A 22,704-nucleotide genomic window follows, 5' to 3' on the forward strand; every position below is an offset into this window, starting at 1 on the left:
AATACCGCCGGCCGAAGCCCTAGACAAACCCATCCGGTTGTGCTATTATTCACGGGCTCGCGACGTGGCGTGACGTCGTGGCAGCCGTGGCAAGAAACCAAACAGCGGGGCACAAGCGGCCTCGCGGTTGTTTCCGGCAGCGGGATAACCAAGCCACTCTCGATTGGCATCGCGGCCCCTGAGTTTGACTCAGGGGCTTTTCTATGTTTCGCAGGCGCCGCTGCTCGCAGCAGGCGCACCAGGCCGGTCGGCCGCACCCGCGCACACTGCTTTGCCCGCGCGGCGCGACCGGCGCATACAGGAGGTACAGTATGATCACTCCCGACATCTTCAAGCTCGCCGAAGCTATACAGCACGATCGGCTGGCGCGCGCGGCGGCACGCCACGCCACCACCAGCGCGGCCGCCGGCACGCCGGCGATCGACCGGCTGCGGCTGGCGATCGGCGCGCGCCTGATCGCCTGGGGCCAGCAGCTTCAGCCGCCGGCACGGCCGGCCGCGCGCACCCGCTAGCCACGGCTACCCCTCACGCACTCCCGCGCCCCTGGCAATCGCCAGGGGCGCGGCTATGTATCGCCGGCTGCCCAGCGCACGAGCCCTGGTCGAAGGACGTTGCAATTCGACAGATCCGGCCCAGACGGCGTATTATAGAGCAGCAGCCAGAAGCAGAAAGGATAGTAGTATATGAACGAGATCGTGTGCGTCTCGCCCGTCGACGGCCGCGAGGTCGCGCGGCGGCCGGCCTGGTCGGACGCGGCGCTTGCGGCGGCGCTAGACGCGGCGCGGAGCGCCCAGCGCGAGTGGGCGCGCGTGCCGGTGCCCGATCGCGTGGCCGCCGCGCTGCGCTTCCTCGAGGCAATCCGCGCGCTCAACCCGCAGATCGTGCCCGAGCTGGCCTGGCAGATGGGCCGCCCGGTGCGCTACAACGGCGAGCTGCGCAGCCTCGAGGAGCGCGTGCGCTACATGGCCGCGATTGCCGCCGACGCCCTGGCACCGGTGCGGCCGGCCGACGCCCGGCCCGGCTTCGAGCGCTTCGTGAGCCGCGACCCGGTCGGCATCGTGCTGGTGATCGCGCCCTGGAACTACCCCTACCTCACCGCAGTCAACACGATCATCCCGGCGCTGATCGCCGGCAACGCGGTGATCCTCAAGCACGCCGCGCAGACGCTGCTGGTGGGCGAGCGCTTCGCCGAGGCGCTGGCTCAGGCCGGGCTGCCCGACGGCCTGTTCAGCAATGTGCTGCTCAGCCACGAGCAAACCGCCAGGCTGCTCGGCTCGGGCGCGATCAACCACGCCAGCTTCACCGGGTCGGTCGCGGGCGGCAAGGCGATCTCGCGGGCAGTGGCCGGCACCTACACCACGCTCGGCCTCGAGCTGGGCGGCAAAGACCCGGCGTATGTGCGCGCCGACGCGCGCCTCGACCACGCGATCGAGAACCTGGTCGACGGCTCGTTCTACAACAGCGGCCAGTCGTGCTGCGGCGTCGAGCGCATCTACGTGCACGCCGACGTGTACGACCGCTTTGTCGAGGGCTTTGCGGCTGGCGCGGCGGCCTACGTGCTCGGCGACCCGCTCGACCCAGCCACGACACTCGGGCCGATGGCGGCCACGCGCTTTGCCGACCTGGTGCGCGCGCATACGGCCGACGCGCTCGCCAAAGGCGCGCGCGCGCTGCTCGACCCGGCGGCGTTCCCGGCGCACCAGGAGCGCGGCCCCTACCTCGCGCCCCAGGTGCTGGTGAATGTCGACCACGGCATGCAGGTGATGGTCGACGAGAGCTTTGGCCCGGTGATTGGGATCATGAAAGTGTCCGGCGACGCCGAGGCCGTGCGCCTGATGAACGACAGCCCGTTCGGCCTTACGGCGTCGATCTGGAGCAGCGACCTCGAGGCGACGCGCGCGCTGGCCGAGCAGGTGCAGGCCGGCACGGTGTACATGAACCGCTGCGACTACCTCGACCCCGGCCTGGCATGGACGGGTGTGAAGGACTCGGGGCGCGGCGCGTCGCTCTCGGCGATCGGCTACGATATGCTGACGCGGCCCAAGTCGTATCATCTGCGCTATACGCTGTGATACCAGCTCCGTTTGATCATAGGGCTTACGCAGCTGGCGCCCTCAGCCTTCGGCAGAGCGGTACTATTCTCCATATCGTGTGCAGTTTTTGGGGGGGGGGCGCGGAAAAACTGGGTAATATCGAAAGATCAACAAGTACCCTTTGCGATGCTCTGCGCATCCTAGATAGCCAGGGCATCGCACAACGAAATTTCACAGCACGTGCTCAGCCGGCCCGGCTACTCGCGCGCCACCAGGTCATAGCGCTCGCCCGCGCGCGCCTCGAACAGCCAGGCGCCATCGGCGCTCTGCTCGGCCGGCACCGCCGCGCCCGCGCACTCCACCACAAGCGGCGCCTGTGCGCGCACGCGGCACACGCCACCCAGCCGCGCAAGAATGCTCGCCTGCACGAGCTGGCCATCGCGCCAGGCGATAGCTACCTCAAAGCCGCCGCGCGCGCGCAGGCCGGTCACGCGCCCGCTGGGCCAGGCGCCGGGCAGCGCCGGCAGCAGGTGCAGCTCGCCGGCATGGCTCTGCAGCAGCATCTCGGCGATGCCGGCGGTGGCGCCGAAGTTGCCGTCGATCTGAAACGGCGGGTGCGCGTCGAGCAGGTTCGGGTACACGCCGCCGCCCTCGCCCCTGGCATCCGGCTCGACCATGCGGAGCATGGTGTGGAGCAGCGCATAGGCGTGGTCGCCATCCTCCAGCCGCGCCCAGAAGTTGATCTTCCAGGCCATCGACCAGCCAGTGCCGGCGTCCCCGCGCAGCTCAAGCGAGCGCCGCGCCGCAGCGAACAGCTCGGGCGTGCCGCGCCGGGTGATCTGGCTGCCAGGGTGCAGGCCAAACAGGTGCGAGACATGGCGGTGCCGTGGCTCGGGCGCCAGCAGATCCCAATCCTCAAACCACTCCTGCAGCTGGCCCGCCTGGCCGACGCGCGGCGGGTACAGGCGCGCCCGCGCGCGCTCCAGCTCGGCGCGGAACTCGTCGTCGGCGCCGAGCGCGCGGCTGGCCGCGATGCAGCTGCCGAACAGATCCCAGATGATCGCCATGTCCATCGTCGAGGCGATGCTGGCGTCGGCGACCTGGCCGCCGGGCGTGCGAAACGCATTCTCGGGCGAGGTCGAGGGCGCGGTTACCAGCTGCCCGCTGCCGTCTTCCACCAGCCAGTCGAGGCAAAACTGAGCCGCGCCCTTCATCAGCGGGTAGGCGGTGTCGCGCAGAAAGGCGCTGTCGCCGCCAAAGGCGTAGTGCTGCCACAGGTGCTGGCACAGCCAGGCGCCGCCGAGCGGCCAGATCGACCAGACCGGCCGGAACTGGCCGTCGCCCGGCGGCGCGCTCTGGCGCCAGATGTCGGCGTTGTGGTGGGCGACCCAGCCACGGCAGCCGTAGTTGGTGGCGGCTATCGCGCGGCCGTTGGCGCTCAGCTCGCCGACGAAATCGAGCAGCGGCGCGTGGCACTCGGCCAGGTTGGCCACCTCGGCCGGCCAGTAGTTCATCTGCGCATTGATATTCAGCGTCCAGTTGCTGCTCCACGGCGGCCGCACGTGCTCATTCCAGATGCCCTGCAGGTTGGCGGGCTGCGTGCCTGGGCGCGAGCTGGCGATCAGCAGGTAGCGCCCATACTGAAACAGCAGCGCGAGCAGCTGCGGATCAGGCTGCTGGCCAAAGCGGCGGATGCGCTCGTCGGTGGGCAGCGCGGCCGCCGCGCCCGTGCCCAGGTCGAGCGTCACGCGCCGGAAAAGGCGCTGGTGATCGGCGACGTGCGCGGCGCGCAGCTGCGCGTAGGGCAGCGCGAGCGCCGCCGCCAGCCGCGCCCGCGCTGCGGCGTCGGGGTCGCCGCCGCTCCCCGGCGCGCGGTCGTAGCCGGCAAAGCTGGTGGCCGCAGCAAGGCACAGCACCACGGTGTCGGCGCCGTCGACGCGCAGGCCATCGCCGGAGATGCTGACGCGCCCGCCGTGCGCCACCACGCCGAGGTGCACGGCAAAGCGCATGGCATCGCCGTGCTCGGCGTATACCACCGGGTCGGGCCGGTCGAGGTAGCTGGGCGCGACGTCGGCTGGGCAGACGCCGCCGAGCGCCAGGCCGGCGCCGCCCACCGCGCGCGTGTCGTGGCGCAGCTGGCTGCCGAGCGTGGCGGTGAAGCTCAGCTGGGCCGTGCGGTCGCAGGCGAGCCGCATCACGATCGCCTGGTGCGGCGCGCTGGCGAACACCTCGCGCGTGAAGGTCGCATCGCCGGCGGTGTAGCGCGTAGTAGCCACAGCGCTGTCGAGGTCGAGCGAGCGCGAGTAGGCCAGCGGCTCGGCCGCGCCCTCGAAGGCTAGAAGCAGGTCGCCCAGCGGCAGGTACGACTGATTGAACGGCCCTTGCATCTGCTTGCACAGCTCGTCGGCCTCGGCATAGCTGCCGGCGAACAGCAGGCGGCGCACCTCGGGCAGCACCTCGCGGGCGCGCGGGTTATCGCAGGCGCGCGGCCCGCCCGACCAGAGCGTATCGTCGTTGAGGGCCAGGCGTTCTTGGGACGCGCCGCCGAAGACCATGGCCCCAAGGCGGCCATTGCCAATCGGCAGCGCTTCGACCCAGTGGCGCGCGGGGTGGCGGTACCACAGCGTCAAGCCGGCCGCGCCGTGCGGCGCGGCGCTGTCGGGGAAAGCGGGCATGGCGACTCCTTTCGTCTCGCGAGCTTGGCGCGGCTGGCACGCCGGCCGCAGCGCCGATTATACGCGCTCCGGGCGCACACAGTGCAGGGCACGCGGAGAGCGGAGAGCGCGAGAGCGCGAGAGCGCAAAGCGCAGAGCGCAGAGCGCAGAGCGAGGGAGCGCAGAGCGCAGAGCGTTATGCCTCAAGGCGAACCCACACCCGAATCCGCGCCACGAGGCATGCGCCACAGGCATTGCGAGAGCGGCGGCATTCCTTATGGGGTCTGGGGCAACGCCCCAGCGGGGGAGTGCAAAGGGCGGGCGCCCGCCCTCTGCCGCGAGGCACGGGGGCGCGTAGCCCCGTAAGCCCTCTCGCGGGGCACGGGGCCGCGCAGGCCCCGAATAGAGGCGCGCAAGCCCCGAGAGGGAAAAGGCGCGCACGATGCGCGCCCTACGGGAAGGCCGTACCACCATCAACGCCGTACGCGCATGCCTTGCGGCGCAGAATACCGCGTCAGTTTGCCACAGAGAGAAAGCGCGCACGATGCGCGCCCTACGGGGAAGGCCATACCACCATCAACGCCGTACGCACATGCCTTGCGGGGCACAATACCGCGTCGGTTTGCCACAAGGCATACACCACAAAGCCATACCACCATCAACGCCGTACGCACATGCCTTGCGGGGCACAAAAACGTGTCGGTTTGCCACAAGGCATGCGCCACAAGGCCATACCACTATCAACGCCGTACGCACATGCCTTGCGGCGCACAATACCGTGTCGGTTTGCCACGAGGCATGCGCCACAAGGCCATACCACCATCAACGCCGTATGCACATGCCTTGCGGCGCACAAAAACGTGTCGGTTTGCCACAAGGCATGCGCCACAGGCGTAGCGAGAGCGACGGCATTCATTACGGGGCCTGGGGCAGCGCCCCAGCGGGGGAGTGCAGAGGGCGGGCGGCCGCCCTCTGCCGCGGGGCGCGGGGGCGCGAAGCCCCCGAAAGCCCTCGCAGGGGGAACGGGGGCGCGCAGGCCCCGAAAGCCCTCGCAGGGGCACGAAGTGCCGCATCCACCAGCGCATGGAGGTTTACCGTGGAGATACCATCGCCGCATCCTTCGTTGTGGCAGCGCCTGAATCAGCGTGTGGCGGCCACGCCGCTGGCGGCGCGCCTGTTCTCGCGCGTGTTTCACCATATCGACAACGCCGCGTTTCGCGTCTCGGGCGGGCGCGTCTCGGTCGCCAGCCTGCTGATCGGCCTGCCGGTCGTCACGCTCACGACGATCGGCGCGAAGAGCGGCGTGGCGCGCTCGGTGCCGCTGATCGGCATCCCCGACGGCCAGAAGTTTGTGCTGATCGCGTCGAACTGGGGCCAGGCGCGCCACCCGGCCTGGTACTACAACCTGCGCGCCCGCCCGCGGGTGGCGCTGGCGTGGGCCGGGCGCACCGGCGCGTATACCGCGCGCGAGGCCAGCGGCGACGAGTACGCGGCCTACTGGGAGCGCGCGGTGGGGCTGTATGCCGGCTACGCGGCGTACAAGCAGCGCGCCGGCGAGCGCGCGATACCGATCGTGGTGCTGGAGCCGCAGGTGTAAAGGAGGGGTTTGATGGAAGATCGTTCGTTTGTTGAGCGCAACCGTGCTTCCACTGAGCGCATCCGCGCCCTGGCGGCGAGCCTGAGCGACGCCGACATGCGCCGCCCGGTCGGCGCGCACTGGACGGTGTCGATCGCGCTCGCGCACCTGGCGTTCTGGGATCGGCGGGTGATGTATGTGCTCGATAAGACTGAGCAAGAAGGCGCGCTGTTCGTGCCCGAGATCGACATCTTTGTGAACGACCTGTCGCTGCCGCTGTGGGCCGCCATCCCCGGCGCCGAGGCGGCGCGGATCGCAATCGAGACCGCCGAGGAGCTTGACCAGCGCCTGGAAGCCTACCCGCCGCACCTGCTTGGGCTGATCCACGCCTACAATGTGCGCTGGGTCGAGCGCGCGCTGCATCGCGGCGAGCACCTCGACGAGGTCGATGCGGCGCTGGGGCGCTAGGGTAGCGGCTTTTCAAACAGCCACTCAAGCGCATGGGCTCTTTGCTCAGGCAACGGCAAGCGACGAGCACGCAGCTCGTCGCTCGCCGCCTGGCCGATGCGCTAGCCTGCGGCGTACAGCGCCTGAAACGCCGGGTCGTCGCGCAGGATGTCCAGGTCGCTATCCTGCTTCGACCACTCGACTAGGTCGGGGCGCAGGCGCAGCGCCTCGGGCAGCAGCGGCAGCGCGCGGGCCGGCTGGCCGGTGGTGGCGTAGAAGCAGGCCATGTTGTACAGCGCAGCGCCTCGGTCGGTGGGCAACGAGCCGAGCGCCTGCTCGCGCACGATCGATTGCTCCAGCAGATCGGCGGCGCGGTCGTACTCGCCGCGATCGGCGTAGAAGCGCGCCACATGCTCGATCGGGTGCCAGAAGCCATTGCCCAGCACGCCCGACGCCAGCGCCTGGCCCTGCGCCCAGGCGAAGCGCTCGGGATCGGTGAGCTGCTGCGCGTCGAGGGTGTGCAGGGCATTGCGCAGGCCGGTATGCGCCTGCTCGGCGTCGGCGAGCACCTGCGCCCACGGCAGCGCGCGCCGCTCTTCGAACACGCGCTCGTTCACCGGCTGAAAGTCGCCGTACATGGTTGGGTCGCGCCCGTCGCGCGCCGCCTCCAGCCGCTCGATCGACGCCTGCTGCCAGAATGTAATATGCGCCAGCGTGTCTTTGACCGACCAGCGCTCGGCGGTGCCTGGCGTATCGCGGTCGGCGTCGCTCAGGCCGGCGATCCACTGCTGCTGTACGGCGTAGGCGCGCGCCAGCATGCCATCTAGCGCCTGGTGTACTTCGCTTGTTTCCACGGCACGGTCTCCTTTCGCAATCATGCTGTGAGTATACCGCCGAAACAGGCAAGGATCGTGCCGCATTGCATGGCCGGCGCCCGAGGCGCATACGCGCGTGTTTACGCCTCGGGCGTGATGCGGATGGCCACCCAGGCCAGTGGCGGGCGGCCGCGGAGGCGGCCGGCGTAGCGCCTGCGCCAGCTCGATCCCGCGCCACACCAGCCCATACTTGCGCACGATCGCGTCGCGCGTGCGATCCGACTCAGCTTGGCTCAGCACCGTCGCGGTAGCCTCGACCCAGGGGCCGCTCACGTCGCCGCGGCCGTTGCTTGGCGCGATGCGCACGCGCGAGTTGGCGCGGATGCGCTTGACCTTGCCGGTGTCGTCTAGCGTGCGCACGATCAGCGCGCCGCCCTGCTCGACAAACCCCACCGGCGTGCGAATGGCCGCCCCGCTCTTGCGAAATGTCTCGAGGTTGATGAATCGCTGGTTGTGAAATTGATCCAGCCCGCTCATAGCTGTGCTCCGTGCTTCTGGTACGCTTCCTTCAGTGGTAATCGCTTTGTGTGTGCCGTTTTCCGCGCGTAGCGCCGAAGAGACGCGCGCAGATACAAATCACCAGGTGCGGCTCCGCACAGGCATACGCGCATCCGGCGCGCGCGGATGTGCACTGTGGCCGGATGTGTATGCTATACTGGGCGCATTCAACCGACGAGAGTGTAAACCTATGCCGCAACCGAGCACATCCACCGATAGTGCGTTTGCCGCCGCGCTGGCGCACTTCGACGCCGAGGCCTACCGCGATGCGCTGCTGGCCTTCGAGCAGTGCTGGTTCGCCGATCGCAGCGATTTCCTGCGCGGCATGATCAAGCTGTGCAACGCCCTGAACCAGCTGCGGCTCGGCCTGGTGACGGCGCCGCGCCGCACGTTGGCCGGCGCGGCCGAGCTGCTGGCGCCGTATGCCCCGCAGCACGCCGGGCTCGATGTGGCCGCGCTGTGCGATTACATCGCGGCAGTGCGCGCCTGCATCCCCGCGACGCTCGAAAGCGGCCAGGGCCGCGTCGAGTGGGAGCGCGTGCCGCGCCACCGGCTGTCATCCTTTGGCACGGCGGAGAGCGGGTGAGCGTTGGAGCGAGGGAGCGGAGAGCGGGTGAGCGGGCGAGCGGAGAGCAGAGGGTGGAGACGTCACCCTGTGCGTATGCCCAAGGGCCAACCATAACCTGTACCCGCGCCACGAGGCATGCGCCACCGGCTTAGCACACACGTCGGCATTCATTACGGGGAATGGGGCGCGGAGCCCTCGAAAGCCCGCCCCGATTGGGAGAAGGCGCGCACGATGCGCGCCCTACGGGAAAAGCCGTGCCAGCATCAACGCCGTACGCATATGTCTTGCGGCGCACAATACCGCGTCGGTTTGCCACAAGGCTGTACCACCATCAACGCCAGACGCGCATGCCTTGCGGCGCGGAGTGACGTGTCGGTTTGCCACGAGGCATGCGGCACAAGGCCGTACCACCATCAACGCCAGTACGCTCATGTCTTGCGGCACACAATACCGCGTCGGTTTGCCACAAGGCTGTACCACCATCAACGCCAGACGCGCATGCCTTGCGGCGCGGAGTGACGTGTCGGTTTGCCACGAGGCATGCGCCACCGGCGTAGCGGGAGCAACGACATTCATTATGGGGTCTGGGGCAGCGCCCCAGCGGGGGAGTGCAGAGGGCGGGCGGCCGCCCTCGCCGCGGGGCACGGGGCGCGTAGCCCCCGAAAGCCCGCCCCGATTGGGAGAAGGCGCGCACGATGCGCGCCCTACGAGAAAGGCCGTACCACCATCAACGCCGTACGCTCATGCCTTGCGGCACACAATACCGTGTCGTTTTGCCACGAGGCATGCGCCACAAGGCCGTACCACCATCAACGCCGTACGCATATGTCTTGCGGCACACAATACCGTGTCGGTTTGCCATGAGGCATGCGCCACAAGGCCGTGCCAGCATCAACGCTGTACGCATATGTCTTGCGGCGCGGAGTGACGTGTCGGTTTGCCATGAGGCATGCGCCACAGGCGTAGCGGGAGCAACGACATTCATTACGGGGTCTGGGGCAGCGCCCCAGCGGGGGAGTGCAGAGGGCGGGCGGCCGCCCTCTGCCGCGGGGCACGGGGGCGCGTAGCCCCCGAAAGTCCTCTCGCGGGGCGCGGGGGCACGCAGCCCCCGAAAGCACCCACAGATCAATGCATCCACAAGAGGAGCCTCATGCCGCTGCTGCAGCCGATCACCACGCGCACATTCTACATCCCTGGCTCAAACAACCTGGGCATCGTCGCTACCGGCGACGGCGGCGCGATTGCCGTCGACACCGGGCTGGATAAAGACGCCGGCCGGCTCATCCGCAAGGCGCTCGACGAGGCCGGTCTGGTGCTGCGCGCGATCGTGAATACCCACCACCACGCCGACCACATTGGCGGCAACGAGTTTCTGGTGCGCAACATTCCTGGCGTGCAGGTGTACGCGCCGCGGCTCGAGGCCGCGCTGATCGAGCACCCGCTGCTCGAGCCGGTGTACCTGAGCATGGGCGCGCGGCCGATCGCGCCGCTGCAGAACAAGTGGCTCCTGGCCAAGGGCGTGGCAGTGAACCAGATCGTCGATGGTTCGCGCCTGACGATCGGCGACGTGGCTTTCGACGTCGTGGAGCTGCCTGGCCATAGCCTGGGGCAGATCGGCCTGGCGTTTGACGGGGTGTGCTTCGCCGCCGACGGCTTCTTCGGCCCGGCGATCTTGCAAAAGCACGGTATCCCCTACGCGCAGGACGTGGCCGCGCAGCTGGCGAGCCTCGGCCGCCTGGCGGAGCGCGGCGAGCTGCTGTTTCTACCAGGCCACGGCGAGCTGACGCCGCGCGACCGGCTGGAAGACCTGCTTGCGCTCAACCAGGCAGCGATCGAGCGCGCCAGCGACACCGTCTGGGCAGCGCTGGCTGAGCCGGGCGACCTGTACGCCGTGGCGCGGCGCGCGCGCGCCGCGCTGGGCCTGGCGCTAGCCGGCATCCCGCAGTACGCGATCTTTGCCTCGGCCGTGTCGGCGCACCTGGCGCACCTGCACGCCAGCGGCCGCGCGCGCGTCGACCTCGCCGACGAGGGTATGATCTGGCAGCGAGCGTGACGGCCCAGGCCGTGTGAGTGGTGAGCAGCTATGCCCGAGACACAACCAGCCGGCTTGGCGGTCGAGACGATCATTCGCGCGCGGTATGCCGAGACAGATGCAATGGGCGTGGTGCACCACGCCAGCTATATCACCTGGCTTGAGGAAGGCCGCACCGAGCTGTTTCGCGCGCTCGGGCTGCCGTACCTGCAGATCGAGGCGGCTGGCTATTTCGTGATGCTGACCGACCTGCACGTGCGCTACCTCGCTGCGGCGCGCTACGACGACCGCGTGGTGGTGCGCGCCGAGCTGGCCGAGGTGCGCAGCCGCCAGATCGTATTCGCCTACGCGCTGCACCATGCCGATACAGGCGCCGCGCTGCTGACCGCGCGCAGCGAGCACGTGCTGGTGGCCCGCGCTACCGGTCGGCCGGCGCGCATGCCCCCCGCTATGCTGGCGATCATCGAGCGCGCGCTGCGCGCGCCGTAGGGCAGGCTAGCGCGCCGGGCGTGGAACGAGCCGCGCCGATATGCACCAAGGAGGTAAGCGTTGCCACAACCGCCGGCCTCAGGCGACGCTGAAGCGCCCGCTGTGCCGCGCCGCAGCGCACGAATCCCGCGCTGGGCAATCAAGCTGCTACTGCTGCTGGCCGGGCTGCTGGTGTTTGTGCTGGCGCTGCAGATCTTGAAGCAGGGCGCGCGCGACTACGGCCGCGCGATCATCCAGTACCTGGACGTCGGCAGCGCCACCAACTCGCTCGGCTTTGGCTGGCTGCTGGCGTACATCTTTCTCAGCGGCTCGCCAGTAGCGGCCATCGCCGTGTCGTTCTTCGCCGCCGGCACGATCAGCGCCACCCAGGCCTTCACCATGATCACCGGCTCGCGGCTGGGCGCCTCGTTTATCGTGCTGTTCGTCGGCTTCGTCTACTACCTGCGCGGCCACCAGCGCGCGGCCAGCGTGTCGATCGGCGTGCTGGCGCTGCTCACCACCGCCGCGATCTACCTGCCGGCGCTGGCGCTGGGCTACTGGCTGCTGACATCGGGGCTGTTCGCGGGGCTGCAGGTCGGCGCGAGCGCGCCAGTCGCCTCGCTGATCGATCTGCTGTTCGACCCGCTGCTCAGCGCGATCAAGCACAGCGGCCTGCCGGGCTGGAGCGTATTTCTGCTGGGCATTGGCATGCTGCTGCTGGCGTTCAACCTGCTCGACCGGGCGCTGCCCGAGGTGCACGCCGAGCGCAGCTCGTTTCAGCGCATCGGCACGCTGGTGTACCGGCCGGTAGCCATGTTCTTGCTGGGCTGTGCCGTCACCTCGCTCACGCTCTCGGTGTCGGTGTCGCTGTCGATCCTGGTGCCGCTTTCGGCCAGGGGGCTGGTGCGGCGCGAGAATACGCTGCCGTATATAATGGGCGCGAACATCACCACGTTTATCGATACCCTAGTGGCCGCGCTGATCAACGGCGGGCCGGCGGCGTTTACGATCGTGCTGGTCGAGATGATCAGCGTGGCCGTGCTGTCGCTGCTGGTGCTGTCGCTGGCCTACCGCCCGTTTGAGCGCGCGATCCTACGAGCGCAGGAAGTAATCATCCGCAGCAACCAGACGCTCGGCGCGTTCTTGTGTATCATGTTGATCATTCCGGTGATACTGCTGCTGGTGAAGTGATATCAAGAGCCAAAGCAGAGCGGTGGAGCGGAAAGCGGAGAGCGGTGGAGCGGAGAGCGGTGGAGCGTTATGCCTCAGGGCGAACCCACACCCGAATCCGCGCCACGAGGCATGCGCCACTGGCGCAGCGGCAACCACGGCATTCCTTAGGCTCACCCGATTGGGAGAAGGCGCGCACAATGCGCGCCCTACGGGAAGGCCGTGCCAGCGGCAATGTCAGAGGCGCATGCCTCACGGGGCGCAGTGACGTGTCGGTTTGCCACGAGGCATGCGCCACCGGCATAGCGAGAGCGGCGACGTCCTTTTACGGGGTCTGGGGCAGTGCCCCAGCGGGGGAGTGCAGAGGGCGAGGGCGCAGCACCCGAACGCTCACGGAGGGAAACGGTGGCGCGCAGCCTCCGAAGGCTCACCCGATTGGGAGAAGGCGCGCACGATGCGCGCCCTACGGGAAAGGCCGTGCCAGTGGCAACGTGAAAGGCTCATGCCTCAGGGCGAACCCACACCCGAATCCGCGCCACGAGGCATACGCCACGGGCGTCGCAAGAGCGGCGGCATCCTTTTACGGGGTCTGGGGCAGTGCCCCAGCGGGGGAGTGCAGAGGGCGGGGGCGCGACGCCCCCGAATGCCCACGGAGGGAAACGGTGGCGCGGAGCCCCCGAACGCCCTCGCGGGATGAAAGTGGGGCACGGGGGCGCGACGCCCCCGAACGCCCACGGAGGGAAACGGTGGCGCGCAGCCTCCGAAGGCTCACCCGATGGGGAGAAGGCGCGCACGATGCGCGCCCTACGGGAAAGGCCGTGCCAGCGGCAATGTCAGAGGCGCATGCCTCACGGGGCGCAGTGACGTGTCGGTTTGCCACGAGGCATGCGCCACCGGCATAGCGAGAGCGGCGGCGTCCTTTTACAGGGTCTGGGGCAGTGCCCCAGCGGGGGAGTGCAGAGGGCGGGCGGCCGCCCCGAATGCCCACGGAGGGAAACGGTGGCGCGGAGCCCCCGAACGCCCTCGCGGGACGAAAGTGGGGCACGGGGGCGCGACGCCCCCGAACGCCCACGGAGGGAAACGGTGGCGCGCAGCCCCCGAAAGGGCTCGTGGGACGAGAGCTGCCGCTAGCCAGTGTAGGGCTATGCAATGAAGATCTTACTGTATGCTGGCGCGGCGCCCTCGCGCGACTCGGTGCTGCAGTTCAGTGTTCCGATCGTGCAGCGCTGCGCCAGCGCGCTGACGCTGCTGAGCGGCGGCGGCGCCGAGCGACAGGCGCTGCTCGACGACGCGCTGCGCCGCGTGGCCGCGCCGCCGCACGTAGCGGTGACGCTCAAGTCGCTGCCGGGCAATGCCCAGGCGGCCATTCTGGCGGCGGCGCGCGCCCAGCCCTACGATCTGGTGATCCTCGGGCGGCTGCACCAGCCGCTGGGGCGGCTGCTGCCGGGCGCGCACAGCAAAGCGATCGCCCAGCGGCTCGAGCCCTCGGTGCTGCGCGTGCACGGCCCGCCCCGGCCGATCCGGCGCATCCTGCTGGCCAGCGGCGGCGACCACCGCACCTTCGCCGATGTCAGCGCCGCAGCGCGGATCGCCGGGCCGCTCGGCGCCGAGGTGACGGTGCTGCACGTGCTGTCGCAGCAGTCGCTGGTGTTCGAGGGCTTCGGCGCGCGCGGCACGCTGGTCGATACGTTTCTAGCGGGCAGCACGCCCGAGGCCAGCACGCTGCGCGACGCTGTGGCCCTGCTGAGCGCGCGCGGCGTGAAGGCGCAGCTGCGCGGGCGCGTCGGCCCGGTGGTCGAAGAGATCCTCTCGGAGCTGCGGGTGGGCAGCTACGATCTGCTGGTGATCGGCGCGCACCGCGTTGCCAGCGCGCTCGACCGCATTCTGCTCGAAGACATCACCGAGGATCTGCTCGACATTAGCCCGCTGCCGGTGATGGTGGTGCGGGGCCAGGGCGACAGCTAGGCGGCAGGGCGTATGTGGCGGGGAGCGGGGCGGCGAAGTTGCTCGGCGGCTATCAGCGCGAAGTAGCCGATAGCCGCCGGAGCCGCGTGGGGGCGTGGCTTACTCGCCCCGGATCTGCTGCCAGCTCAGGCCCATAGCCCACAGCAGCGCCAGCGCCGCTAGCGCGCCGGGCAGCTCGGTGGGTGGCAGCGTCGCGGCAAGCACCGCGTGCTCGGCGGCGCCCTGCGCGGCGATAACCGTGCCGCCGCGCACGAACAGCGCCTGGCCGCCCTGCGCGCGGTGAAACCCAATCGTCGGGTTGTCGGCCTCGGCCGTGCTGATAAAGATGATCGGGCAGGGCGCGTACTCGGCCAGCGCCGCGATCTCGGGCACGTCGGCGTTGAGCGCCACGCGCCCGGCCGGGTCGGTGATCAGCATGGGCACGCCCAGCACCCGCGCCAGCTCGGCGCTGTCGGCGATGCCGGCGGGCAGATCGGCGGGCAGATCGACGACGGCGCTGTAGGCGCAGCGCTCGATCGCCAGGCCGCGCGCCGCGATGCCGCCGGCCGATAGCGCCGCCACTGCGATGGTGGCGGCGGGGTTCGCCAGCAGCTCGCGCGTGGCGTCGTAATCGGCGGCCAGCGCCAGGCCGGTGGGTCGGCCGTGGGTGTCGAGCTCGGCGGCCACGGTGCGCGCTGCGATATCGCGCGCGGCGTCGGCGCCGGCCAGCGCGACGATCGGGATGGGGCCGAGGCGCTCCCAGGGCACCTCGAGCGCGGCCGGTGGGCTTGCGAACAGTGGCGGGCCGATCGCGATCTCGTCGTCGCCTAGCAGGCTGGCGCGCTCGGGGCGCTTGGCGAACCGGGCTGGCTCGAACGACCAGCCGCGCGCACCGTAGCCCAGCTGCACCTGGCCGTCGGCGCGCGTGAAGCTGGGAATGCCGCGCGAGCTGGCCTCGGCGATCAGCTGGAGCGCCTCCAGCGGCAGTGCCTCGGCGCGCCGACGCTTCTGCAGCTCCCACAGCGGCCCGTCTGCATCCCACGCGTCGTCGCCGGCCTCGCGGCGGTTCAGCCCCTCGACGACATAGCGCGCCAGGGCGATGCCGAGCGCGGGCGTCGGGGTGCTGAAGCTTGCGTCGATCTGGTAGCCGGCCGCTGCGGGGCGCGCGGCTACGTCGAGGTAGCCCAGCACCATGCCGATGCTCTGCGCGCCATCTTTCAGCGCGTCCTTCAGGCGCCGGCTGCGGTCTTTATCCGACACGACGCGCAGCAGCACGCCGGGCTGCGGCATATACAGGTTCGGCCCCTCGAGGCCGAGCAGCAAGGTGATCTCGGTTGGCATGGCTCGTCTTCTCCAGCGCGGCCGGCGCCTGCCTGGCGCCGCTTGCGCGATGGCATGGTACGGGCCGCGCGCGCGCGTGTCAAATGCGCGCACTTCACGCCGCGCACATGCGCCCTTCATTGCTTCTTCACAGCTTGCCCGTACAATCCGGGCAGGTCAGCACGCGCTGGCAGAATAGAAGGAGCAACGTAATGAACCGCAAACTACTGATTGGCATAAGCGGCGGCGCGCTGGCGCTGGTGCTGGCGGGCGGCGCTGCGTACGCCGGGCCGGCGCTGCACGCGGGTACGGCGGCAGCTGTGGCGGCCGATCCAACTCCCGCGCCGGGCGGGCCGGCCGGGCAGGGCCAGGCCGCGCGGGGCGCCAAGGCCCAGGCGCTGGTGCGCAGCCTGATCAAGGCCACCGCCGACGCCACCAGCTCCAAGCCGAAGGACGTGCTGGCCGCGCTGGGCGATGGCCAGAGCCTGGCGCAGTATGCCAGCGCACACGGCTCAAGCGACACAGCGGTCGTTGCGGCAGGCCGCGCGCGGCTCGACGCGCGGCTGAAGCAAGCTGTCGCCAACGGCCGGATCGGCCAGGCGCGCGCCGACGAGCTGCTGAAGCAGTACGACATTGCCGCGCCGAAGGTCGTCGCCGACACCAACCTGGGTGTGCAGATCGGCCGGGCCTGGATGCGCAAGCACAGCGGCGTCGCCGCGCTGATCGGCGCCACCGCCGCCGTCACCGGCACGAACGCGAAGGAAGTGCGCGCGGCGCTGCAGCAGGGCCAGAGCCTGGCGCAGTACGCGCAGGCCCACGGCAAAACCGCCGACGACATCCTCGCCAAGCTGCGCGCCGCCGGCGAGGCGCGGCTCCAGCAGCGGCTCGACCAGGCTAAGAAGCTGATCGAGCAGCCCGGCCTGGGCGGCACGCAGCCGTAGCAGGGTATTCCTGAGGCACACAGCACGCGGCCAGGCGCTGGCCGCGTGCTTGTATTTTTATGATTTACGCAGCGGGATGTTTGCCTGCGGCAGCATGGTACTCTCTATCTCTATGTGTGCGGTTTTCCGCGTTCCGCACGGAAAACCGCACACTGCTACAGAAGCAAGAAGCGCTCTGCCGAAAGCCGAGTGCGCCAACCGCGTAAACCCGAATGTTCTTTGCCGGCCAAGGCAAGGCGCTAGTTGGCACGCCACTTGCTCAAGCCAGAGAGGTCGGGTGGGTGAGACGCACCCACCCGGCAGAGAAGAGCAAAGGAGAAACAATCATGCGGAACCGATGGGCATTTCTTAGCGTGCTGGCCCTGGCCGGCGCGTTGGCACTCGCCGGCTGCGGCAGCGCCTCGACCGGCACTGGCGGCACTGGCACTGGCGAAACCACACCAGCGACGATCCCGACCAGCGCGACCTTGCCGATGGAGACGAGCACCGGCACGGGCACTGGCGGCACTGGCGCCGAGACAAGCACCAGCACCGACACCGGCACGACTGTCGGCACCACTGTGCCGGGCACCGGCTCGATCACCGACACCGGTATGATGACCGGCACGACGACGACCGATATGAGCCCGACCAGCACGAGCGGCTCGGATACGAGCGTGACGGCCACGCCGTAGCCATTGGCAGCGCGGGCGCCGGCCAGCATACGCTGGCCGGCGCCTTTTTTTGTATACCTGCTATTGTGTTGCACGAGCCCTGGCGAACAGCGCAGGGCTGGTGCAACGTCTGTCGACCCCTCCCCCTTCCCCCTCCCCTGTCAGGGGAGGGGGTGACACATCTGGCTGTGAGGTGCGGTCGCCGCCGCGACCGCACCTCACCCCCCCTACCCCCCACTCCCACGTGCGGGGGCGGGGGGGGCGGGGGGGGGGGGGCGCGCCATCGGCCGCCCCGCCCCGCGCCGCCACTGGCCACACCACCTCGACCAGGCCGCCGCGCACGCCTATCAGCTGGTTGAACAGGTTCACCACCGGGCAGCAGTGGTTTACGATCACGCTGACGCGCTCGCCGATCGCCGGCTTGCGCGCGCAGGCCGAAAAATCAACGTGGCCGTGCTCTTCCGACATCGCGTAGAAGCGCGCCTCGGGGTACTCGACGATCTGCCCGTGGCCTTCGAGCCCCAGCAGATCCGACGAGAACGTCTTGCTGCCGCCGTCCAGAATGCCGCGATCGGCGGTCGGCCGGCTTACCACGGTGGTGATTACGCGAAACGAGCAGGTGTCGGGCGTGACGGCGCCCGACGCGATCGTGTTGCGATCGCCGAAGATATACATCCCGGCACGGTGCTCGTTCACCAGCGGGCGCTCGTGGGCGTGCCACATCTGGGGCGTGCCGCCGCCGCTGACGCGCGCCACCGCGATGCCGTCGGGCGCGAGCAAGTCGATCACCGCGCGCGCGAATGGCTCGGTGCGCTCGTTTGTCGGGAAGGTCATCAGCCCGCCGAACTCGAGGCTGTCGCTGCTGGCGATCACGCGCGCTAGCTCGGCGGCCTCGTGTGGCGACTGCACGCCGCAGCGCGCCGCGCCGCCGTCGAACTCCACCAGCACCGGCAGCCGTAGCCCGGCGCGGCGCGCCGCGCCCGCGAGCCCGCGCACCGTCGCCTCCGAGTCGGCAGTGACGCTCAGCCGGGCGCGGTGCGCCAGCCGCATCAGCCGCTCGAGCTTGGCCTCGCCCACGATATTGTAGGGCAGAAAGATATCGCGGATGCCGGCCTGGGCCATGATCTCGGCCTCGCCGATCTTCTGGCAGGTGATGCCCACCGCGCCGGCTGCCAGCTGCATGTGCGCGATCTCGGGGATCTTGTGCGTCTTGATGTGCGGCCGGTTGGCGATGCCGTGCTGGCTCAGGTAGGCTTGAAGGCGCGCGATGTTTGCCTCAAGCCGGTCGAGATCCACCACCGCCACCGGAGTTTCGAGCTGGTCGATGTGCATTGTGGTATCCTTGCGTGTCGTATTCACGAGGCCGGCGCCGCCGCATTATAGCACGCACGGCTGGCCACGCCGCAGGAGGGTGCGCATGCCCGAATATCTGCTGGGGATCGACAACGGTGCCACCGTCTCGAAGGTGGTGGTGTTCGACCTTTCTGGCGCGGTGGTCGGCTCGGCTGCGCGCCAGGCCGCCGTGTGTTACCCGCGCCCCGGCTGGGCCGAGCGGCCGGCCGACGAGCTGTGGCGCGACACCGCTGCGGCCATCCGCGCCGCGCTCGAAGCTTCCGGCGCCCGCCCGGGCGATATCGCCGCGATCGGGGCGTGCGGCTACGGCAATGGCCTGTACCTGCTCGACCAGCGCGGCCTGCCGCTGCGCCCCGGCATCCTCTCGATGGATACGCGCGCCGCCGACGTGATCGCCGGCTGGCAGGCGCGCGGCGTGCTCGACGCGGTGCGCCCTGCGATCGGCCAGACGCCCTACGCTGCCCAGCCGCCGGCGCTGCTGCGCTGGCTCAAGCTGCACGAGCCTGCCGCCTACGCCAGGATCGGCGCGGTGCTGCTGATCAAAGATTTCGTGACCAGCCGGCTCACCGGCGTGCCCGCCAGCGATTTCGGCGACATGAGCGCGGCCGGCCTGCTGAACCTGCGTACGCGCGGCTACGCGCCCGAGCTGCTCGAGTCTTTCGGCATTCCCGAGGTGGCCGGCGCGCTGCCGCCGCTCCACGAGAGCAGCGCGCTCGTCGGGCGGGTGGTGGGCGCCGCCGCGCGCGAGACCGGGCTGCGCGCCGGGACGCCAGTGGCAGCCGGGATGTTCGACGCCTGTGCCGGGCCGCTTGGGGCAGGCGCGATCGAGCTGGGGCAGCTGTGCGCCACCGTCGGCACTTGGGGCGTCAACGCGCTGGTGGCGCGCGCCCCGGCCGAAGCGCGGCCCGGCTTATTCAGCGCCTGCTATACGCTCGGCCGCTGGCTGACGATCGACGCCAGCCCTAGCTCGGCCGCCAACCTCGAGTGGTTCGTGCGCGAGTTCTGCGCCGAGGAGCGCGCCGAAGCGCAGGCGCGCGGCGTCTCGGCCTACGAGGTCTGCGGCGAGAAAGTGGCCGCTCGCGCGCCCGCTGCTACGTCGCTGGTGTTTCACCCGTTTCTCTACGGCTCGAACACACAGGCCGCCGCCCGCGCCGGCTTCTACGGCCTGGCCGGCTGGCACACCCGCGCCGACCTGCTGCGCGCGCTGTTTGAGGGCGTGGCCTACGGCCACCGCGCCCAGCTCGAGCGGCTGCTGGCTGGCGCTGCGCCCGCGTTCGCCCGCATGATCGGCGGCGGCGCGCGCAGCCCGGTGTGGGCGCAGATGTTTGCCGACGTGCTTGAGCTGCCGATCGAGGTGCCGCGCGGCCGCGAGATCGGCGCGCGCGGCGCGGCGCTCAGCGCCGGAATTGGGGTTGGCGCCTATGCCGATGCCGCCGACGCGGTGGCGCGGGCGGTGTCGATCGAGCGGCGCTACACGCCCGACCCGGCCGCCAGCGCGCGTTACCGTGCCGGCTACGCCGCCTATGCCGAGCTGGCCCAGGCGATGCGGCAGCCCTGGGAGGCGCTTTGGCGGCTTGAGCGCGCGTAAGCGCCAGGCGCAGCCTACTCGAAGTGCTTGATGTAGCGAAGCAGCTCGCCGTCGTAGCCGAGCTGCTCGTACACGGCGCGCGCGCGGTGGTTCGTGGCGAATACGTGCAGCGTCATGCTTGTGGCGCCGCGCTCGCGCGCCGCCTGCTCGATCGCCGACACGAGCGCCTTGCCGATGCCGCGCCCCTCGGCATCGCCGCGCACCGCCAGCACTTCGAGGTGCACGCTCGGCGCGTGGCTCAGCAGCTCTTCGCGCAGGCTCGCCATCGCCACGCCGAGGATCGCCTCGTCGCCGGCCGTGGCCACAAGCACCAGGCACTGCGGCGCGCCGCCGCGCGCCCACTGCTGCAGCAGCTCGGCATCGCCCTGCCACAGGTGCTCCGGCGTGCGCCGCTCCGGGATGCTGAACGCGGCCAGCCGCGGCAAAAGCTCGAGGATGCGCTCGGCTTCGGCCGCGCGGGCGGCGCGGATCTGGTAGCTCATCACTGGTTCGGTTCTTTCTAGCTTGTTTGTGGCTCGCGCCCGAGCCGTGCTATTCTATGCTAGCTCGCCGCCGGTGGCAATTCCTGGCGGGCTGTGGTATTGTACCCTCGCCTTGAAAGGAAACAGCATGCAATTTGCCGTCGATATCCCGAACTATGGCCCGGCCAACGCCCGCGGCCCCAGCTTCGCCGACCCACACTTTGTCGCCGAGCTGGCCTACGAGGCCGAGCAGGCCGGCTGGGATGGCTTTTTCATCTGGGATCACATTGGCGCTGGCTGGCCCGTGGTGCTCTCCGACGTGTGGCTGATGCTGGCGGCAGTGGCGCTGCGCACGGCGTCGCTGCGCCTCGGGCCTATGGTGACGCCGCTGCCGCGCCGGCGGCCCTGGAAGCTGGCGCGCGAGGTCGCGACGCTCGATCGGCTGTCGCGCGGCCGGCTGACCCTGGGCGTCGGTATCGGCGCCGGCGATGAGTACAGCAGCTTCGGCGAGCCGGGCGACGACCGGGCGCACGGCGAGATGCTCGACGAGGGCCTGGCCGTGCTTTCCGGCCTGCTCAGCGGCGAGCCTTTGAGCTACACCGGCGCACACTACCGCGTCGCGAATGCGCGCTTTCTGCCGCCTCCGGCCCAGCCGCGCGTGCCGATCTGGGTGGCCGGCGTGTGGCCGAACAAAAAGCCGTTCCGCCGCGCCGCCGCCTGGGATGGCGCGTTTCCGATCGGGCGTGGCCTGCCCGAGACCGAGCAGATGCCGCCCGAGGATCTGCGCGCCGTCGCCGAGTATGTGCGCTCGCAGCGGCCCGCCGAGCGCCAGGCGCAGCCCTACGATCTCGTGCACGCCGGCATCACCGCCGGGCGCGATGCGGCGGCCGATCGCGATCTGGCCGAGCAGTACGCGGCGGCGGGTGTTACGTGGTGGCTCGAAAACTTCAACAACGACCGTGGCCCGATCGAAGAGCAGCGCGCCCGCATTCGCAAAGGCCCGCCGCGCCTGAGCTGAGCTACGCGTCGATCCGCTCGGCACGCACCTGCTCGTAGATCGCCGCAACCTCGGCGCGTGTTGCTGCGCCGGTGCCTGCGTGCATTGCCGCCGCCGTGCCGCTTGCTACACCCCAGCGCGCAAGCTCCTCGATTGCCATGCCGCGCGCGAGCGCCCAGGCTACGCCGGCCATCAGCGCGTCGCCGGCGCCCACCGGGTTGAGCGCGCGCACCTGCGGCGGCCGCGCGCGGATCAGCGCGTCGCGCGCGGCCAGCAGCATGCCCTCGGCGCCCATCGACAGCGCTACCAGCTCGATCCCTTGCGCTAGAAACACCCGCGCCGCGCGTACGGCGGCGGCGTCGCCGTCGATCGCCTCGCCGGTCAGCTCGGCGGCCTCGTCGGCGTTTGGCTTCACCAGAAACGGCCGAGCCGCGCAGCCCGCGCGCAGCGGCGCTCCGCTGCTGTCGAGCAGCGCGCGCGCGCCGGCCGCCTGCACGAGCTCGATCAGCCGCGCGTAGAGCTCTGCCGGCGCGCCCGGCGGCAGGCTGCCGGCCATGATCCATAGGTCGCCGGGGCGCGCGCGCTCGGCTACGCGCCTGCCGAGCGCCGCGAGCTCGGCGGGGCTAATCTGCGGGCCAGCCTCGTTGGCCTTCACATAGCGTCGCGACGCCGCGTCGATAATGATTGTGTTGGTGCGCGTCTCGCCCGCCACGGCTGTGAAGTCGGCCGCGAAGCCCAGGGCGTGCAGCCCTTGCGTCAGCATCGCGCCGGCTGCGCCGCCGGCAAACCCCATGATCACCGTCTCGTCGCCCAGCGCGCGCAGCGCCTTCGATACATTTACACCCTTGCCGTCAAGGTCCAGCTGCGACTCGCTGGCGCGAACCATTTCGTCGAAGACGATCGCCGGCACGGTGAGCGTGCGGTCGAGCGCGGGGTTGGGCGTTATCGTGTAGATCATCCTGGCTCCTGTACTTTTTGCAGGCAAACAATACCCGATAGACCGATCCATGGTACTTCGCTTTCTTTTGTGCTGAGATTTTGGCGCTTTGCGCCAAAATCTCAGCACCATCCATGAAAGGTACAGCTCTGCCGAAGGCAAAAACGCGCACCGCGTAAGTTCTGTTAT

Annotated in this window: 19 protein-coding genes; 13 read left to right on the forward strand and 6 right to left on the reverse strand. The window is 69.9% G+C overall.

Translation table 11 applies throughout. From position 1 onward, the window contains the following. Window positions 1-311 precede the first annotated feature (311 nt). Both U0177_RS28485 and U0177_RS28490 read left to right on the forward strand, forming a co-directional pair. Window positions 312-512 (forward strand): hypothetical protein, encoded by a 201-nt coding sequence (locus U0177_RS28485; RefSeq protein ID WP_409574083.1) that lies wholly within the window; start codon window positions 312-314, stop codon window positions 510-512. Between the two features lie 171 nt (window positions 513-683). Next, window positions 684-2,072, forward strand: a complete 1,389-nt coding sequence (locus tag U0177_RS28490) for an aldehyde dehydrogenase family protein (protein ID WP_409574084.1) — start codon at window positions 684-686, stop codon at window positions 2,070-2,072. Between the two features lie 218 nt (window positions 2,073-2,290). Here U0177_RS28490 and U0177_RS28495 read toward each other — a convergent pair whose 3' ends face one another. Beyond that, the gene (locus U0177_RS28495; protein ID WP_409574085.1) at window positions 2,291-4,708 is read right to left on the reverse strand and encodes a glycosyl hydrolase family 95 catalytic domain-containing protein; all 2,418 of its coding nucleotides are present in this window, start codon (window positions 4,706-4,708) and stop codon (window positions 2,291-2,293) included. A 1,075-nt stretch (window positions 4,709-5,783) separates the two neighbouring features. On the opposite strand from U0177_RS28495, the gene U0177_RS28500 reads away from it, so the two are divergent. Continuing rightward, a complete protein-coding gene (locus U0177_RS28500) occupies window positions 5,784-6,284 on the forward strand; it encodes a nitroreductase/quinone reductase family protein (protein ID WP_409574086.1) in 501 nt (166 codons plus the stop codon). A 12-nt stretch (window positions 6,285-6,296) separates the two neighbouring features. Next, window positions 6,297-6,731, forward strand: a complete 435-nt coding sequence (locus U0177_RS28505; protein WP_409574087.1) for a maleylpyruvate isomerase N-terminal domain-containing protein — start codon at window positions 6,297-6,299, stop codon at window positions 6,729-6,731. Window positions 6,732-6,832: 101 nt separating this feature from the next. Here U0177_RS28505 and U0177_RS28510 read toward each other — a convergent pair whose 3' ends face one another. Beyond that, complete coding sequence (locus U0177_RS28510) at window positions 6,833-8,062, reverse strand: PPOX class F420-dependent oxidoreductase (RefSeq protein WP_409574088.1); 1,230 nt, start codon at window positions 8,060-8,062, stop codon at window positions 6,833-6,835. 211 nt (window positions 8,063-8,273) lie between these two features. On the opposite strand from U0177_RS28510, the gene U0177_RS28515 reads away from it, so the two are divergent. From U0177_RS28515 to U0177_RS28535, 5 genes are all read left to right on the forward strand, one after another. Next, window positions 8,274-8,669 carry a hypothetical protein gene (locus U0177_RS28515; RefSeq protein WP_409574089.1) on the forward strand — a complete coding sequence of 132 codons (396 nt, stop codon included), beginning with the start codon at window positions 8,274-8,276 and terminating at the stop codon, window positions 8,667-8,669. 1,132 nt (window positions 8,670-9,801) lie between these two features. Then, entirely contained in the window at window positions 9,802-10,704 is a 903-nt protein-coding gene (locus U0177_RS28520; RefSeq protein ID WP_409574090.1) for an MBL fold metallo-hydrolase, read from the forward strand. 30 nt (window positions 10,705-10,734) lie between these two features. Beyond that, entirely contained in the window at window positions 10,735-11,172 is a 438-nt protein-coding gene (locus tag U0177_RS28525; protein WP_409574091.1) for an acyl-CoA thioesterase, read from the forward strand. Between the two features lie 60 nt (window positions 11,173-11,232). Continuing rightward, on the forward strand, window positions 11,233-12,342 hold the full coding sequence (locus tag U0177_RS28530; protein ID WP_409574092.1) for a hypothetical protein: 1,110 nt from the start codon (window positions 11,233-11,235) through the stop codon (window positions 12,340-12,342). 1,128 nt (window positions 12,343-13,470) lie between these two features. After that, window positions 13,471-14,286, forward strand: coding sequence for a universal stress protein (locus U0177_RS28535; RefSeq protein ID WP_409574093.1), 816 nt, complete (start codon window positions 13,471-13,473; stop codon window positions 14,284-14,286). A gap of 99 nt (window positions 14,287-14,385) precedes the next feature. Here U0177_RS28535 and U0177_RS28540 read toward each other — a convergent pair whose 3' ends face one another. Next, window positions 14,386-15,606 (reverse strand): DUF4938 domain-containing protein, encoded by a 1,221-nt coding sequence (locus U0177_RS28540; protein ID WP_409574094.1) that lies wholly within the window; start codon window positions 15,604-15,606, stop codon window positions 14,386-14,388. 191 nt (window positions 15,607-15,797) lie between these two features. On the opposite strand from U0177_RS28540, the gene U0177_RS28545 reads away from it, so the two are divergent. Both U0177_RS28545 and U0177_RS28550 read left to right on the forward strand, forming a co-directional pair. After that, window positions 15,798-16,526: a hypothetical protein gene (locus tag U0177_RS28545; RefSeq protein ID WP_409574095.1), complete on the forward strand. Its 729-nt coding sequence runs from the start codon at window positions 15,798-15,800 to the stop codon at window positions 16,524-16,526. Between the two features lie 326 nt (window positions 16,527-16,852). After that, window positions 16,853-17,200, forward strand: a complete 348-nt coding sequence (locus U0177_RS28550) for a hypothetical protein (RefSeq protein ID WP_409574096.1) — start codon at window positions 16,853-16,855, stop codon at window positions 17,198-17,200. A gap of 60 nt (window positions 17,201-17,260) precedes the next feature. Here U0177_RS28550 and U0177_RS28555 read toward each other — a convergent pair whose 3' ends face one another. Further along, window positions 17,261-18,511 (reverse strand): D-TA family PLP-dependent enzyme, encoded by a 1,251-nt coding sequence (locus U0177_RS28555; RefSeq protein WP_409574097.1) that lies wholly within the window; start codon window positions 18,509-18,511, stop codon window positions 17,261-17,263. Window positions 18,512-18,596: 85 nt separating this feature from the next. On the opposite strand from U0177_RS28555, the gene U0177_RS28560 reads away from it, so the two are divergent. Further along, entirely contained in the window at window positions 18,597-20,120 is a 1,524-nt protein-coding gene (locus U0177_RS28560) for an FGGY-family carbohydrate kinase (protein ID WP_409574098.1), read from the forward strand. A 14-nt stretch (window positions 20,121-20,134) separates the two neighbouring features. On the opposite strand, the gene U0177_RS28565 is transcribed toward U0177_RS28560, so the two are convergent. Further along, the gene (locus tag U0177_RS28565) at window positions 20,135-20,602 is read right to left on the reverse strand and encodes a GNAT family N-acetyltransferase (protein WP_409574099.1); all 468 of its coding nucleotides are present in this window, start codon (window positions 20,600-20,602) and stop codon (window positions 20,135-20,137) included. A 127-nt stretch (window positions 20,603-20,729) separates the two neighbouring features. Between U0177_RS28565 and U0177_RS28570 the strand changes: the two genes are divergently transcribed. After that, window positions 20,730-21,599 (forward strand): LLM class flavin-dependent oxidoreductase, encoded by an 870-nt coding sequence (locus U0177_RS28570; protein WP_409574100.1) that lies wholly within the window; start codon window positions 20,730-20,732, stop codon window positions 21,597-21,599. Between the two features lies 1 nt (window position 21,600). Here the strand turns inward: U0177_RS28570 and pfkB are convergent, their stop codons facing one another. After that, a complete protein-coding gene (gene pfkB, locus U0177_RS28575) occupies window positions 21,601-22,536 on the reverse strand; it encodes a 1-phosphofructokinase (RefSeq protein ID WP_409574101.1) in 936 nt (311 codons plus the stop codon). Window positions 22,537-22,704 lie beyond the last annotated feature (168 nt).

The sequence above is a fragment of the Kouleothrix sp. genome, assembly GCF_046328425.1.
Classification (GTDB): domain Bacteria; phylum Chloroflexota; class Chloroflexia; order Chloroflexales; family Roseiflexaceae; genus Kouleothrix.